The sequence below is a fragment of the Occultella glacieicola genome, from assembly GCF_004353825.1.
GTDB lineage: Bacteria > Actinomycetota > Actinomycetes > Actinomycetales > Beutenbergiaceae > Occultella > Occultella glacieicola.
Map to the genome: position 1 here is coordinate 1 of NZ_SMNA01000008.1, position 14,151 is coordinate 14,151.

12 protein-coding genes are annotated in these 14,151 nt (G+C 71.9%); 10 read left to right on the forward strand and 2 right to left on the reverse strand.

Features of this window, described 5'->3' with window-relative positions; all coding sequences use genetic code 11:
- Both infB and rbfA read left to right on the forward strand, forming a co-directional pair.
- A partial coding sequence (gene infB, locus EXU48_RS16540; RefSeq protein ID WP_133108800.1) for a translation initiation factor IF-2 occupies positions 1 to 2,364 on the forward strand: 2,364 nt, incomplete at its 5' end.
- Positions 2,365 to 2,477: 113 nt separating this feature from the next.
- On the forward strand, positions 2,478 to 2,942 hold the full coding sequence (rbfA, locus tag EXU48_RS16545; protein ID WP_133108801.1) for a 30S ribosome-binding factor RbfA: 465 nt from the start codon (positions 2,478 to 2,480) through the stop codon (positions 2,940 to 2,942).
- Positions 2,943 to 3,029: 87 nt separating this feature from the next.
- Here rbfA and EXU48_RS16550 read toward each other — a convergent pair whose 3' ends face one another.
- Positions 3,030 to 4,490, reverse strand: a complete 1,461-nt coding sequence (locus EXU48_RS16550; RefSeq protein ID WP_235857083.1) for a DHA2 family efflux MFS transporter permease subunit — start codon at positions 4,488 to 4,490, stop codon at positions 3,030 to 3,032.
- A 111-nt stretch (positions 4,491 to 4,601) separates the two neighbouring features.
- Here EXU48_RS16550 and EXU48_RS16555 point away from each other — a divergent pair, with 111 nt between their 5' ends.
- Together EXU48_RS16555 and truB are read left to right on the forward strand one after the other, a co-directional pair.
- Positions 4,602 to 5,186, forward strand: coding sequence for a TetR/AcrR family transcriptional regulator (locus EXU48_RS16555; protein ID WP_207947788.1), 585 nt, complete (start codon positions 4,602 to 4,604; stop codon positions 5,184 to 5,186).
- The gene (gene truB, locus EXU48_RS16560) at positions 5,183 to 6,085 is read left to right on the forward strand and encodes a tRNA pseudouridine(55) synthase TruB (RefSeq protein ID WP_207947789.1); all 903 of its coding nucleotides are present in this window, start codon (positions 5,183 to 5,185) and stop codon (positions 6,083 to 6,085) included. Before EXU48_RS16555 ends, truB begins: the two co-directional genes overlap by 4 nt.
- Here truB and EXU48_RS16565 read toward each other — a convergent pair whose 3' ends face one another.
- The gene (locus tag EXU48_RS16565; protein WP_133108802.1) at positions 6,086 to 7,285 is read right to left on the reverse strand and encodes a hypothetical protein; all 1,200 of its coding nucleotides are present in this window, start codon (positions 7,283 to 7,285) and stop codon (positions 6,086 to 6,088) included.
- A 130-nt stretch (positions 7,286 to 7,415) separates the two neighbouring features.
- Here EXU48_RS16565 and EXU48_RS16570 point away from each other — a divergent pair, with 130 nt between their 5' ends.
- From EXU48_RS16570 to EXU48_RS16595, 6 genes are all read left to right on the forward strand, one after another.
- Positions 7,416 to 7,985 (forward strand): hypothetical protein, encoded by a 570-nt coding sequence (locus EXU48_RS16570; RefSeq protein WP_133108803.1) that lies wholly within the window; start codon positions 7,416 to 7,418, stop codon positions 7,983 to 7,985.
- A 76-nt stretch (positions 7,986 to 8,061) separates the two neighbouring features.
- Positions 8,062 to 8,805 carry a PadR family transcriptional regulator gene (locus tag EXU48_RS16575; RefSeq protein WP_207947790.1) on the forward strand — a complete coding sequence of 248 codons (744 nt, stop codon included), beginning with the start codon at positions 8,062 to 8,064 and terminating at the stop codon, positions 8,803 to 8,805.
- 82 nt (positions 8,806 to 8,887) lie between these two features.
- Positions 8,888 to 9,877 (forward strand): bifunctional riboflavin kinase/FAD synthetase, encoded by a 990-nt coding sequence (locus EXU48_RS16580; RefSeq protein WP_207947801.1) that lies wholly within the window; start codon positions 8,888 to 8,890, stop codon positions 9,875 to 9,877.
- A 150-nt stretch (positions 9,878 to 10,027) separates the two neighbouring features.
- Positions 10,028 to 10,297 carry a 30S ribosomal protein S15 gene (gene rpsO, locus EXU48_RS16585; RefSeq protein ID WP_133108806.1) on the forward strand — a complete coding sequence of 90 codons (270 nt, stop codon included), beginning with the start codon at positions 10,028 to 10,030 and terminating at the stop codon, positions 10,295 to 10,297.
- Between the two features lie 221 nt (positions 10,298 to 10,518).
- Positions 10,519 to 12,756: a polyribonucleotide nucleotidyltransferase gene (locus EXU48_RS16590; RefSeq protein WP_133108807.1), complete on the forward strand. Its 2,238-nt coding sequence runs from the start codon at positions 10,519 to 10,521 to the stop codon at positions 12,754 to 12,756.
- On the forward strand, positions 12,749 to 14,131 hold the full coding sequence (locus EXU48_RS16595; protein WP_133108808.1) for a M16 family metallopeptidase: 1,383 nt from the start codon (positions 12,749 to 12,751) through the stop codon (positions 14,129 to 14,131). The genes EXU48_RS16590 and EXU48_RS16595 overlap by 8 nt, the downstream gene beginning before the upstream one ends.
- The last annotated feature ends 20 nt before the right edge of the window (positions 14,132 to 14,151 follow it).

The window sequence follows — 14,151 nt, forward strand, 5'->3', positions numbered from 1 at the left end:
ACCGACCACGGCGACGTCGCGCGGTACGTCCCTCGTGGTGACCGCTCCGGCGGCCCGCGCCCGCCCCGCCCCGGCAACAACCCGTTCGCGTCGTCCCAGGGCATGCCCCGACCGGGCGGCACCGGCGGTGCGGCAGGCCCGCGTCCCGGCGGCACCGGCGGCCCGCGTCCCGGCGGCACCGGTGGTCCGCGCCCCGGCGGCGGGAACCGGCCCACGCCCGGCATGATGCCCGGGCGCAGCGCGGTCTCCCGACCCGGTGCTCCCGCCCGTAGTGGTGGGCCCGGCGGCGGTCGTGGTGGCCGAGGTGGCCCCGGTGCCGGTGGTGGCGGTGGCTTCGGTGGCCGTCCCGGCGGCGGCGGTGGTCCCGGTGCCGGTGGTGGCGGTGGCTTCGGTGGCCGTCCCGGCGGCGGCGGCCGTGGTGGTCGTGGCGGTACCCAGGGCGCGTTCGGTCGCGCCGGAGGGCGTCCCGTCCGTGGCCGCAAGTCGAAGCGAGCCAAGCGCCAGGAGTTCGAGCAGCAGTCCGCGCCGTCCATCGGCGGCGTCCAGGTCCCCCGGGGCGACGGGTCCACCGTCATCCGGATCCGCGCCGGCGCGTCCCTCGCGGACTTCGCCGACCGGATCGACGCGAACCCCGCGAGCCTGGTCACGGTCCTGTTCCACCTCGGTGAGATGGCGACCGCGACCCAGTCCCTCGACGAGGACACCTTCCAGGCCCTCGGCGCCGAACTCGGGTACGTCATCGAGATCGTCTCGCCCGAGGAGGAGGACCGCGAACTGCTCGGCACGTTCGACATCGACCTCGAGGCCGAGGAGGCCGCCGAGGACGACTCCGATCTGGCGCCGCGGCCCCCGGTCGTGACCGTCATGGGTCACGTCGACCACGGGAAGACCCGACTTCTCGACGCGATCCGCAGCACCGACGTGGTGGCCGGCGAGGCCGGTGGCATCACCCAGCACATCGGTGCCTACCAGGTGCAGGCCCAGCACGAGGGTGCCGACCGTGCGATCACGTTCATCGACACACCCGGTCACGAGGCGTTCACCGCCATGCGTGCCCGTGGTGCGCAGGTGACCGACATCGCGATCCTGGTGGTCGCCGCGGATGACGGCGTGATGCCGCAGACCGTGGAGGCGTTGAACCACGTCCAGGCCGCCGGTGTGCCGATCGTGGTCGCCGTGAACAAGGTGGACAAGCCGGACGCCAACCCCGACAAGATCCGCCAGCAGCTCACCGAGTACAACCTGGTGGCGGAGGAGTACGGCGGCGACACCATGTTCGTCAACGTCTCGGCCCGCAACCGCACCGGGATCGACGACCTCCTCGAGGCCGTCCTGCTGACCGCGGATGCCGCGCTGGAGTTGAAGGCGAACCCGAACAAGGACGCCCGAGGCGTGGCCATCGAGGCCAACCTGGACAAGGGGCGCGGCGCCGTGGCGACCGTGCTGGTCCAGTCCGGGACGCTCCGGGTCGGGGATGCCATCGTCGCCGGCACGGCACACGGTCGCGTCCGAGCGATGTTCGACGAGCACGGCGAGACCGTGCCCGAGGCGAGCCCCGCTCGTCCCGTTCAGGTCCTCGGTCTGACCTCGGTGCCGCGCGCCGGTGACACCTTCCTGGTGGCCCCGGACGACCGCACGGCACGCCAGATCGCCGACAAGCGTGAGGCCGCGGAGCGGGCCGCCACCCTGGCCAAGCGCCGGAAGCGGATCTCGCTCGAGGACTTCACCCAGGCGCTCGAGCAGGGCAAGGTGGAGACGCTCAACCTGGTCCTCAAGGGCGACGTCTCCGGTGCCGTCGAGGCGCTCGAGGACGCTCTGCTCAAGATCGACGTGGGCGACGAGGTCGATCTCCGGATCATCCACCGCGGTGTCGGTGCGATCACGCAGAACGACGTCAACCTGGCGACGGTGGACAACGCCGTCATCATCGGCTTCAACGTGCGGCCCGCCGAGCGGGTCACCGAACTGGCCGACCGCGAGGGTGTCGAGATCAAGTACTACTCGGTCATCTACTCCGCGATCGAGGACGTCGAGAACGCACTCAAGGGCATGCTCAAGCCGGAGTTCGAGGAGGTTCAGCTGGGTACCGCCGAGGTGCGCCAGGTGTTCCGTTCCTCGAAGGTCGGCAGCATCGCCGGTTCGATCATCCGCTCCGGCACGATCCGGCGGAACTCGAAGGCCCGGCTGCTGCGCGATGGCGTCGTCATCGCCGACAACCTCACGGTCGAGTCCCTGCGCCGCGAGAAGGATGACGTCACCGAGGTCCGCGAGGGCTTCGAGTGCGGTATCGGACTCGGGTACCGGGACATCCAGGAGGGCGACGTCGTCGAGACCTTCGAGATGCGCGAGAAGCCGCGGGCCTGACCCCGGTTCGGGCCACGGCGTGGTCCGGGTGGGCACATCCCGCCCGGACCACACCATCGTGATCACAACGGCGGCGCCGGTCGGGCGCCGCACAGACGAGGAGGAGCACGGCCATGGCAGACAGCGGACGTGCGCGCAAGCTCAGCGACCGGATCCAGCAGATCGTCGCGACCATGCTGGACACCCGGATCAAGGATCCGCGGCTCGGTTTCGTCACGGTGACCGACGTCCGCGTCACCGGTGACCTCCAGCACGCCACGGTGTTCTACACGGTGCTGGGCGACGAGGAGGCGCGCACCGCCTCGGCCGCGGCCCTGGAGTCCGCCCGCGGGCTGATCCGCTCCGAGGTGGGCAAGCAGACCGGGATCCGGCTGACCCCCACCCTGGAGTTCGTCCTGGACGCGGTGCCGGAGACGGCGGCGCACCTCGAGGACGCGCTCCGCAAGGCGGCCGAGCACGACGCCGAACTCGCACGTCTGCGCGAGGGCGCGGCGTACGCGGGGGAGGCCGATCCGTACCGGAAGCCGGCGACACCGACCGACCCGTCCGAGGACGGCAGCCGGCCGAACGCCGACTGAGGAAGACACAACAAGGGCCGTCGGGTCCGATCCCCGAGGGGACCGGACCCGACGGCCCTCGTTGCGCGAGGGCTCGGACCTCGGCGCTCAGGCCTCGGCCGTGGCGAGCTCGGCCTGCTCCGGGCCGGTGGCCGCGCGGCGCGGCAGGAACAACCCGGCCACCGTTGCGATCGCGAGCACGCCCGACCCCACGACCAGGGCCGCAACGAGCCCGTCGGCATAGGTCTGCGGGTCGAAGCCGCCACCGGCGCCGAGGAACACGGCCGTGAGCACCGCGACGCCGAGCGCGACGCCGACCTCCCGCACGGTCGAGTTCACGCTCGACGCGCTCGCCCGATCCCGCTCCGACACGTCGGCGAGCACCGCCGTCGACAACGGCGCGAACGTCAGGCCCATGCCCACGCCGGCGAGCACGAATGCCGGGACCAGGGTGGTGTAGGCGCCCGGGTCCGCGGCGACGCCCCACGCCAGCCACGCCATCGCCACGGTCTGCAGGGCGAGCCCGGTGGTCGCCAGCACCCGGACGCCGACCCGGCCCGCGAGGGCCCCGGCGACCGGAGCGACCAGCATCGGCGCGGCGGTCCAGGGCAACGTCCGCACCCCTGCCTCCAACGGGGTGAACCCCTGTGCGACCTGAAGGAACTGGGTCAGCAGGAACACGGCACCGAACATGCCGAGCGAGAACGCGAAGCCGGTCACGTTGGCCGCCGTGAAGCTACGGACCCGGTACAGGGCGAGGGGCACCAACGGACTCGCGGTGCGCCGCTGCCGGAACACGAACAGCACCAGCAGAATGGCCGCGGAGCCGAGCATCGCCAGGATCAGCGGATCGGTCCAGCCGCGGTCGTTCGCGTCCACGATCGCCCACACACCGAGCAGGATGCCCCCGCCCGCGGCCAGCACACCGAACAGGTCGAGCCGCTGCCGCCGGCCACGCGCGTTGCGTAGCCCGATGAGGATCAACGGCACCGCGACCGCGGCGACCGGCACGTTCAGCCAGAAGATCGACTGCCAGCTGAGCCCCTCCACCACGGCCCCGCCGATCAGCGGCCCGAGCGCGATCCCGAGCCCGGAGACCCCACCCCAGATCCCGATGGCCATGGGCCGGCGGGCCGGCGGCACCGCGTCGGCGAGGAGCGTCAGTGACAGAGGAAGGATCGCCGAGGCCCCGATGCCCTGGACGGCACGGGCGGCGATGAGCTGGTCCGCGGAGCCGGACATCGCGCTCGCGATCGAGGCGAGGGTGAAGATCGTGACACCCGCCAGGAAGACGGTGCGTCGCCCGACGCGGTCGCCGAGGATCGCGGCGGGGATCATGCCGGTGGCGAAGGCGAGGGTGTAGGCGTTCACGAACCACTGCCGTTGCTCGACCGTGGGCGCCAGATCGGCCGAGAGCACCGGGAGGGCCCCGGTCATCACGAGATTGTCCAGGGTGGCCATGAACATGGGCAGTGAGGCCGCCAGCAGGGCGAGCCAGACCGGCGGCGTCCGCCGAGTGGCGGGTGCGGTGTCGGGATCGGACGGGATGGACTTGAGGAGGGTGGTCACGAGTGCATCTCCCAGGGTCGGGGCGGTTGCTGCGGCGTCGGCGGGCGCCAGTAAGCATTCACTGATTACTTACGCGGAGGACGTTAGTTATCGTCTGATACCTTGTCAACCATGACGATCGAGGAACCACCGCAGGCCCGCGGCCCGGTTCGCCGGATGAGCCGGGAGGAGCGGCGCGAGCAGATCCTGGACGCCGCCACCTCGGTGTTCGCCACCGGCGGCTACGCGGGCACCAGCACCGATGACGTGGCCAGGGCAGCCGGGGTGTCCCAGCCCTACGTGGTCCGGTTCTTCGGGACGAAGGCCGATCTGTTCCTGGCCGTGTTCGACCGGATCACCGCACAGATCATCGATCGCTTCGAGGCGGTGGCGCCCGGGCCCGATGCGAAGTCCCGGATGGCCGGCGCGTACACGGACCTGATCGCGGATCCGACCAGTCTCAAGGTGCTCATGCACGGCTTCGTGATCGGTTCCGAACCGGCGATCGGGGCGCGTGCGCGGGCGACGTTCGCGCGGATCTTCGCGCTCTACCTGGACCGCACCGGCGGCACCGCCGAGGAGGCCCGGAACTTCCTCGCGCACGGGATGCTGCTCAACGTGCTGTTCGCCATCGAAGCGCCCCAGCATGCCGCGACGGGTGGCGCGCTAGCCGACCTGGTGCGCTGCGCCCTCACGGGAGAGGGGCTCGACGCGTGAGCACCGAGCCCGCCGTGGACGGCATCGTTCTGGTCGACAAGCCCGGGGAGTGGACAAGTCACGACGTGGTGGCCCGGGTCCGACGGCTCGCCGGGACCCGCAAGGTGGGGCATGCGGGCACGCTCGACCCGATGGCCACCGGCCTGCTGGTGCTCGGGGTGAACCGGGCCACCAGGCTGCTGACCTATCTGGTCGGCGCCGACAAGACCTATCTGGCCACGATCCGGCTGGGTCAGGCGACCGTCACCGATGACGCCGAGGGCGAGATCACGGCGAACCCCGGCCTCGGCGACGTCGACGACGAGACGGTGGGCTCCGCCGTCGCCGGGCTCACCGGCCCGATCGAGCAGGCACCGAGCGCCGTGAGCGCGATCAAGGTCGACGGCAAGCGGTCGTACGCGCGGGTCCGGGCCGGAGAGGACGTGAGCCTCCCGGCTCGGCCGGTGACCGTGCACGCCTTCGAGGTGCTCGCGAGCCGCCAGGGCATCGCCGACGACGGCACCGCGGTGCGGGACCTCGACGTCGAGGTGCGGTGTTCCAGCGGCACCTACATCCGGGCGCTCGCGCGCGATCTCGGTGTGGCGCTCGGCAGCGCCGGCCACCTGACCGCGCTGCGCCGGACCCGGGTCGGCGACTTCGGCGTCGTGGAGGCGCGGACGCTGACGGAACTGGCTGACGGCGGCGTCCACCCGCTGGGGATGAGCGAGGTCGCCCGCCGCACCCTGCCGGTCCGGCACCTCACCGACACCGAGACGACCGAGCTTCGCTACGGACGGCGGCTCCCGCCGTCGGGCCGTGACGGTGTGGTGGCCGCGTTCGCGCCGGACGGGCACGTCGTCGCCCTGGTCGCCGACCGTGGCGGCGTGGCGCGCCCGGTGCTCGTGCTCGACCCGGCCTGATCACTCGCCGGGCGCGACCGCCCCCCGCAGGACGCGGGTGCGCATCGTCGAGCCGGGATCGATCCGGACGCCCGCCCACCACGCGTCGAGACCGGGGGAGTCGGTACCGGCGACGAGCTCGGCGTAGGCGCGGGACGAGTGCGGGTTCACGGTGCCCCAGGTGCCGGTGACCGCGATCGCGCGGTCCGGAGCACCGCCGATGCGGGCGACCGGGTCGAACGGGTTGCGCACGGACACCAGGGTGGTCCCGGCCGGGACCTCGAAGTTGCCGCCGCCGGCCCCGGTCGTGATGATCGAGGCGATGTGGTGACGTGCACGGACGTACGGGTCGGCCGCCAGATCGAGTGCCGCGAAACTGCTCTGACTGTGCGTGGCCAGGTGGATCGGCACCCCCGCCGGCACCTCCGCCATCGCCGCGAGCAGGAGCCGCCGCAGCGGCGTGTCCTTGCCGGATGCGGCCCCGACGGCGCCGTACGCGCCCATCGGGTTCGCGCCGCCCGGGTCCAGCGACCAATCCTGGGTGCCGGGCGCGTAGAGCAGAGCGACCCGGCTGCCGTCCGGCCGGGTGATGACGTCGACGCGCACCGCGCCGTCGTGGTCGTACAGGTCCGCCATGTCGTGGAGCAGGTCGGCGGGAGATGTGGGCAGGGCGTCGGCCGGCGCGATCTCGTCGGTGATGTCGGTGACCGTGGTGCGCTCGGCACGCTCGTCCGCGACCCCCACCAGCGCATCGACGAGCCTCGGGCCGGTGACCGCACTGAGGACGGCCCCGACCGGCCCCCCGACCGCGCTGCCGAGGAGCGCGAGCAACGCCCCGCCGGTGCCGCGGGCCCAGCCGGCCTCACCCGCCTCCCGAGCGGCATTGGCTGCCGGGTCGACCGCAGGACCGGCGAGCGCGACGGCACCGGTCGGTTCCGTGGTCGCGGCGGCGGCGCTGGCGTCCTCCTGCTCGACGGCGTCCCCGGCCACCTGCACGGACGCGGTCCGCAGGGCGTCGCTGACGCCGCGCAACGCGGGTGCGCAGCGCCCGGTCCAGTCGTCGGCGAACCGCCGTCGGTCGGGGCCCGACCAGCTCAGCGCGCCGACGCTCCGATCCAAGCGGCCCACGGTGTCGCCCAGCACGCGGGCACCGTCCGCGGCGGCCGCGGACCAGGCCCGTAGGGCGGCGACGTCGGCACCGTGGGTGAGCGAGGTGGGCATGACGGCGACCCTAGGGCGGTGCCCAAGCGCCCACCAGAGCCGCCCGGGCGGAACCTTCCGCCGTGTGCGCCGTCGTCGGCGGGTGGACCTGTCCGCCCCGGGAACGTCGGCGATCGGTACGGTGTTCGGGATGACCGCCTTCCCGGACCCGAGCGACGGCTCACCGTCGGTTCCCGTGCTGCGGCTGGGCGTGACCGAGCTGGCCCACCTGCTGGGGATCAGTCCGACGCCGGCGGCGCGGATCAGCCGGATCGGGTTCGGCCTCGACGATGACGTGGACCGGGCGCCGGGCAGGCGGTCGCTCGTCCGCCGTGGGCTGCTCGGCCCGCACGGTCCGGTCGGGGACGCGAAGCGGGTGATGGAGGTCCTCACCCACGGACGGTCCTGGCTCCGGGTCGTCGGCGCGACGGGCGACGCCGCGCACGTGGTGATGGGCACGACCCGCGCGGTGGTCAGCTCGCCGATCCCGGACGGGCACGAGTTCGCGCCCATCGTCGCGTCGGTGGCGGTCGCGGAGGCGGTCGCCGACCTCGCCTGCGCCGTCGTGCAGCGCTCGGGACGGCCCGCCAAGGTGCAGGTCGTCCGTCTCGGGTACGGACGCTCCGACGAGGTCATCGAGGTGCCGACGGACCGCCTCGAGCGCGATGTCGTGGTCGACGTGGCGCGGTCGCTCGGTCTTCCGCTGAGCGACGTGCGCTGACCCACACTGCCGAGCGGTTCTCTTGACGCGCGGCATATCGCGATATATCGTGACTATGTCGACGAAAGGACACGACATGACGTATCACGACGAATCAGAGATCTACGGCGCACGTGGGCGCCGGGGCCGGGGCGTTCCCGGCGAGTCCCGCGGACGAGGCGACGGCGGCCGGTACGGCGACCCGTTCGAGCCCGGGCAACTGCCCGACGGGCTCGCCGGGCGGGGCTTCGGCCCGAGGCGCCGCCGCGGCGGGCCGGGCGGTGGGTACGGACCGCGGCCCGACGAGGCCGGTGGGCCGGACTTCGGAGGCCACGGACACCGGGGCCGCGGAGGCGGTCGTGGTCGGCGCGGCGGTCCGCGCCCGCGCGGTGACGTCCGGGCCGCCATCCTGCTGCTGCTCGCCGAGGAGCCACGGCACGGCTACCAGTTGATCCAAGAGATCGGAGAGCGGAGCGCGGGCGCCTGGACGCCGAGCCCCGGATCGGTCTACCCGACCCTGCAGGCGCTCGAGGATGAGGGATTGCTCACCATCGAGACCGTCGACGGCCGCCGTACCGCGGCGCTCACCGAGGCGGGCAGGAGGTACGTGGAGGACAACCGGGACGGCCTCGGTACCCCTTGGCAGGTCGGCGGGCACGAGGCAGCGCTGGCCGTCCGCCGCAGCATGATGGCCTTCGTCGATGCCGCGAAGCAGGTGGTCCGGGTCGGCGACGCCGCGCAGCACAAGGCGGCCGTGGCGATCATGGACGGCGCCCGCAAGGACCTCTACCGGATCCTGGCCCAGGAGTCCGGACCCGCCGGCGAGGAGTCCGACGGGTAACGACTTCGCGCACACCCACCCGGAGGTGGCACGCTTGGCCTCGGTGTCCCGACCTGGGACCACATGGGAGGCGAACAAGAACGTGCGGCGCTGGAACGGCATCACGGAGATTCCTGCGGACCTGGCCGCGAGTGTGCTCACCATCGGCAACTTCGACGGCGTCCACCTCGGCCACCGCGCGGTGCTGGCCGAGGTGGTGGCCGCGGCGCGCGCCGAGGGCGTCCCCGCGGTAGCGGTCACGTTCGATCCCCACCCGGCCACCGTGCACCGGCCCGAGAGCGCGCCGACCCTGCTCACCGGCCTGGACGACCGGCTTGCGCTGATGGCGCAGACCGGTCTGGACGCCGTCCTGGTCATCAACTACACCGAGGAGTTCGCCCGGCAGGCGCCGGAGGAGTTCGTGCGCCGCTACTTCGTGGACGCCCTGCACGCACGCCGGGTAGTGATCGGGGAGGACATCCGGTTCGGCTGGGGGAACGTCGGTGACCGGACCACGATGAGCGAACTGGGTGAGCGCCTGGGGTTCGACGTCGAGGTCGTCCACGACGTGGCCGAGCCGGGGGAGCGTCGCTGGTCCTCCACCTGGGTGCGTGAACTCCTCGCCGAGGGCGACTGCGCGGGTGTCGCGCGGGTCCTCGGGCGACCGCACCGGATGCGCGGGGTGGTCGTGCACGGCGAGGCCCGCGGACGCGAGATGGGCTTCCCGACGGCGAACCTCGACACCGCGGCGACCGGCACCATCCCCGCGGACGGCGTGTATGCCGGGTGGCTCGTGCGGCACCCCGGATCCGCGGAGGAGACCACCCTGCCGGCGGCCATCTCGATCGGCACGAACCCGACCTTCGACGGCGTCCAGCGGCGTGTCGAGGCCCACGTGCTCGGCCGGACCGACCTGGACCTGTACGACGAGGAGGTCGTGGTGGAGTTCGTCCGTAGGCTACGCCCGACCCTGCGCTACGAGGGCATCGCCGCGCTGATCGACCAGATGCGACAGGACGTCGTCGCGGCTGCGGACGTGCTCGGGGTGCCCCATCCGGCGCCGCTGCCGGCCTCGGGCTCCACCACGCACTGAGAGCAGCCGAGAGCAGGGCCACAGACGCCGATTCCTCGACGGGAAGCCCCGGGTGATAACCTGATCGTTGCCGTCAGATCGGCCGCGGATTCGTCATGCCCGGGAGAACATGCCCCGGTGCTCCGCGCAACGAGAACACCAAGGAGAACCGTGGCCCTCGATGTCGCAGTCAAGAAGCAGATCATTGCCGAATACGCCACCCACGAGGGTGACACCGGCTCCCCCGAGGTCCAGATCGCGCTGCTCTCGCGGCGGATCAAGGACCTGACCGAGCACTTCAAGGAGCACAAGCACGACCACCACTCGCGTCGTGGCCTGCTGCTCCTGGTCGGCCAGCGCCGTCGCCTCCTCGGCTACCTGCGCGACGTCGACATCGAGCGCTACCGCTCGCTCATCGAACGTCTCGGCCTGCGCCGATAGTGACGTGACCGGCCGGCCCGGGACCCCAGGGTTCCGGGCCGGCCGGTTCATGTGCCCGCCGGTGCGCGGGCGCCGCATCACCCACAACCACAACACCCATCACTGCAGCAAACCACCCACTCGGGGCTTTCGTTGGTCCTCGGTAGTGGCTTCCGGACTCCGGTCCGAGGGCCTCGATCGATGACCGCCGAGCCCCGGACGAACACGAAGGAGGGCACCCCATGGAGGGTCCCGAGATCCAGTTCGCCGAGGCCGTCATCGACAATGGCAGTTTCGGCACCCGTACCGTCCGCTTCGAGACGGGCCGTCTCGCCAAGCAGGCGGCCGGCGCCGCCGTCGCGTACCTCGACGAGGACACGATGCTTCTGTCGACCACCACGGCCGGCAAGTACCCCAAGGACCAGTTCGACTTCTTCCCGCTGACGGTGGATGTCGAAGAGCGTCAGTACGCCGCGGGGAAGATCCCCGGCTCGTTCTTCCGCCGCGAGGGTCGTCCCTCGACCGAGGCGATCCTGGCCTGCCGCCTGATCGACCGCCCGCTGCGTCCGCTCTTCGTCAAGGGCCTGCGCAACGAGGTCCAGGTCGTCGAGACGATCCTGGCGATCCACCCTGACGACTCCTACGACATCCTCGCGATCAATGCCGCGTCGATGTCCACCCAGCTCTCCGGCCTGCCGTTCTCCGGGCCGGTCGGCGCCGTCCGGATCGCCCTGATCGACGGGCAGTGGGTCGCGTTCCCGCGGTACAGCGAGACCGAGCGCGCCGTGTTCTCCATGGTCGTCGCCGGCCGTGCGGTCACCGCCGCCGACGGCACCCCCGACGTCGCGATCGCCATGATCGAGGCCGAGGCCACCGACAACGCCTGGACCCTCATCAAGGAGCAGGGCGTCGGCGCCCCGACCGAGGAGGTCGTCGCGCAGGGCCTGGAGTCCGCGAAGCCCTTCATCAAGGTGCTCGTCGACGCCCAGGCGGACCTCGCCGCCCGTGCCGCCAAGGAGGTCCAGGAGTTCCCGCTGTTCCCGGACTACCAGGGTGACGCCTACGCCGCGGTCGAGGCCGAGGTCGGCCAGTCGCTGTCCGACGCCCTCGCCATCGCCGGCAAGCAGGAGCGCGAGAGCCGGATCGACGAGATCAAGGACGCCATGGTCGGCGCCCTGCAGAACGGCTTCGACGGTCGCGAGAAGGAGCTCTCCGCGGCCTACCGCGCCGTCACCAAGAAGCTGATCCGGCAGCGCATCCTCACCGACGGTTTCCGGATCGACGGGCGTGGGCTGCGGGACATCCGCACCCTCTCCGCCGAGGTCGAGGTCCTGCCCCGGGTGCACGGTTCGGCGCTGTTCGAGCGCGGCGAGACCCAGATCCTGGGCGTCACCACGCTGAACATGCTGAAGATGGAGCAGCAGCTGGACACGCTGTCCCCGCAGACGCGCAAGCGCTACATGCACAACTACAACTTCCCGCCGTACTCGACCGGTGAGACCGGCCGGGTGGGCAGCCCGAAGCGGCGCGAGATCGGCCACGGCGCCCTCGCCGAGCGTGCGCTCGTGCCGGTGCTGCCGAGCCGCGAGGAGTTCCCCTACGCGATCCGTCAGGTGTCCGAGGCCCTCGGCTCCAACGGCTCGACGTCGATGGGCTCCGTGTGTGCCTCGACCCTGTCCCTGCTGAACGCCGGGGTGCCGCTGCGCGCGCCCGTCGCCGGCATCGCGATGGGTCTGGTCTCCGACTCCGTGGACGGTGAGACCCGCTACGCGGCGCTCACCGACATCCTGGGTGCCGAGGACGCGTTCGGCGACATGGACTTCAAGGTCGCCGGTACCCGCGAGTTCGTCACCGCCATCCAGCTCGACACCAAGCTTGACGGCATCCCCGCCTCGGTGCTCGGTGGTGCGCTCACCCAGGCCCGCGAGGCCCGGCTGCACATCCTGGACGTCATGGCCGAGGCCATCGACACCCCGGACGAGATGGCCCCGACGGCGCCTCGCGTCATCACCGTCCAGGTCCCGGTCTCCAAGATCGGTGAGGTCATCGGGCCCAAGGGCAAGATGATCAACCAGATCCAGGAGGACACCGGCGCCGACATCTCCATCGAGGACGACGGCACCGTGTTCATCGGCGCGACGGACGGCCCCTCGGCCGAGGCCGCGCGTCAGGCGATCAACGCGATCGCCAACCCGCAGATGCCCGAGGTGGGCGAGCGGTTCGTGGGCACGGTCGTCAAGACGACCTCCTTCGGCGCGTTCGTCTCGCTGTCCCCGGGCAAGGACGGGCTGCTGCACATCTCCCAGGTGCGCCGCCTCGTCGGTGGCAAGCGGGTGGAGAGCGTCGACGACGTGCTGGCGGTGGGTCAGAAGGTCGAGGTCGAGCTGGCCGAGATCGACCCGCGCGGGAAGCTGTCGCTGCACGCCGTCGTTGCCGAGGACGACGCAGAGAAGCCGGAGTCCGCTCCTGCGGATGCCTGACGTGTCCGAACTGATCCTCGGTCCGGCGCTCTCGCCGGGTACCGAGGTCACCGTGGAGACCGGAGCCGGCGCCGTGGTGCGCCGCTCCGTGCTCCCCGGTGGGATCCGAGTGCTGACCGAGGCGATGCCCGGTCAGCGCTCGGCCGCGATCGGTGCCTGGGTGGCCGTCGGGTCTCGTGACGAGACCGACGGCCACCACGGCTCCACGCACTTCCTCGAGCACCTGCTGTTCAAGGGCACTCCCAGCCGGGACGCGATGGAGATCGCCTCGGCCTTCGACGCCGTCGGGGGTGAGGCGAACGCCGCCACCGGCAAGGAGCACACCTGCTACTACGCGCGGGTGCTCGACAACGACCTCCCGATGGCCACCGACGTCATCCTCGACATGGTCACCTCCGCGGTCCTCGACCCCGAGGACTTCGACAGCGAGCGGGAGGTCATCCTCGAGGAGCTCGCGATGAACGAGGACGACCCTGTCGACGTCGCGCACGAGCGCTTCTCGGCGCTCGTCTTCGGGGGTCATCCGCTCGGGCGACCGATCGGGGGCACGCCGGAGAGCATCCGCGCGGTGCCTCGGGACGCCGTCCACGAGCACTACCGCCGCACGTACACCCCACCCGAACTGGTGGTCACCGCCGCCGGCGGCGTCGACCACGATCAGCTCTGCGAGGCCGTGACCCGCGCCGTCACCGCCGGTGGCTGGGTGCTGGACCCGGCCGTCGCGCCCGCCGCGCGCCGGAGCCCGAACTCGGATGCCCTGGCGCTGCTGCCCACCGTCGGCTCGGCCGCGACCGTGCGACGCAGCACCGAGCAGGCGAACATCATCCTCGGTGGACTCGGCCCTGTCGCCGGGGACGATCGCAGGTTCGTGCTGTCGGTGTTGAACGCGGTCCTCGGCGGGTCGATGAGCTCGCGGCTGTTCCAGGAGATCCGCGAGAAGCGCGGCCTCGCCTACTCGGTCTACTCGTTCGCCTCCGGCTACGCCGAGACCGGCACGTTCGGGCTCTACGCCGGCTGCGCGCCCGGCAAGGTGGCGCAGGTGGTCGAACTCCTCGACGCCGAGTGGGCGCGACTGGCGACCACCCTGATGGACGACGACGAGCTCGCACGGGGCATCGGTCAGATGTCCGGCGGGCTCGTGCTCGGCCTCGAGGACTCCGGTTCGCGCATGTCCCGTCTCGGCCGGGCCGAGATCACCATGGGCGAGTTCGTCGGCCTCGACGAGACCCTCGCCCGGATCCGGTCCGTCACCGCCCAGCAGATCCGGGACCTGGCCGCCGAGCTCCACGCGGCGGCGCGCCACCTGGTGGTCGTCGGCCCGTTCGAGCACGACGTCGCGGCGACCGCGTTCGCGGCCCTGCCCACGTCGGCCTGAGACGAGCCGGCCGCGGTGCG

Coding starts and splice junctions, on each gene's coding strand:
- rbfA (WP_133108801.1), top strand. CDS start 2,478: ATGGCAGACAGCGGACGTGCGCGCAAGCTCAGCGACCGGATCCAGCAG.
- EXU48_RS16555 (WP_207947788.1), top strand. CDS start 4,602: ATGACGATCGAGGAACCACCGCAGGCCCGCGGCCCGGTTCGCCGGATG.
- EXU48_RS16565 (WP_133108802.1), bottom strand. CDS start 7,285: ATGCCCACCTCGCTCACCCACGGTGCCGACGTCGCCGCCCTACGGGCC.
- EXU48_RS16570 (WP_133108803.1), top strand. CDS start 7,416: ATGACCGCCTTCCCGGACCCGAGCGACGGCTCACCGTCGGTTCCCGTG.
- EXU48_RS16575 (WP_207947790.1), top strand. CDS start 8,062: ATGACGTATCACGACGAATCAGAGATCTACGGCGCACGTGGGCGCCGG.
- EXU48_RS16590 (WP_133108807.1), top strand. CDS start 10,519: ATGGAGGGTCCCGAGATCCAGTTCGCCGAGGCCGTCATCGACAATGGC.
- EXU48_RS16595 (WP_133108808.1), top strand. CDS start 12,749: ATGCCTGACGTGTCCGAACTGATCCTCGGTCCGGCGCTCTCGCCGGGT.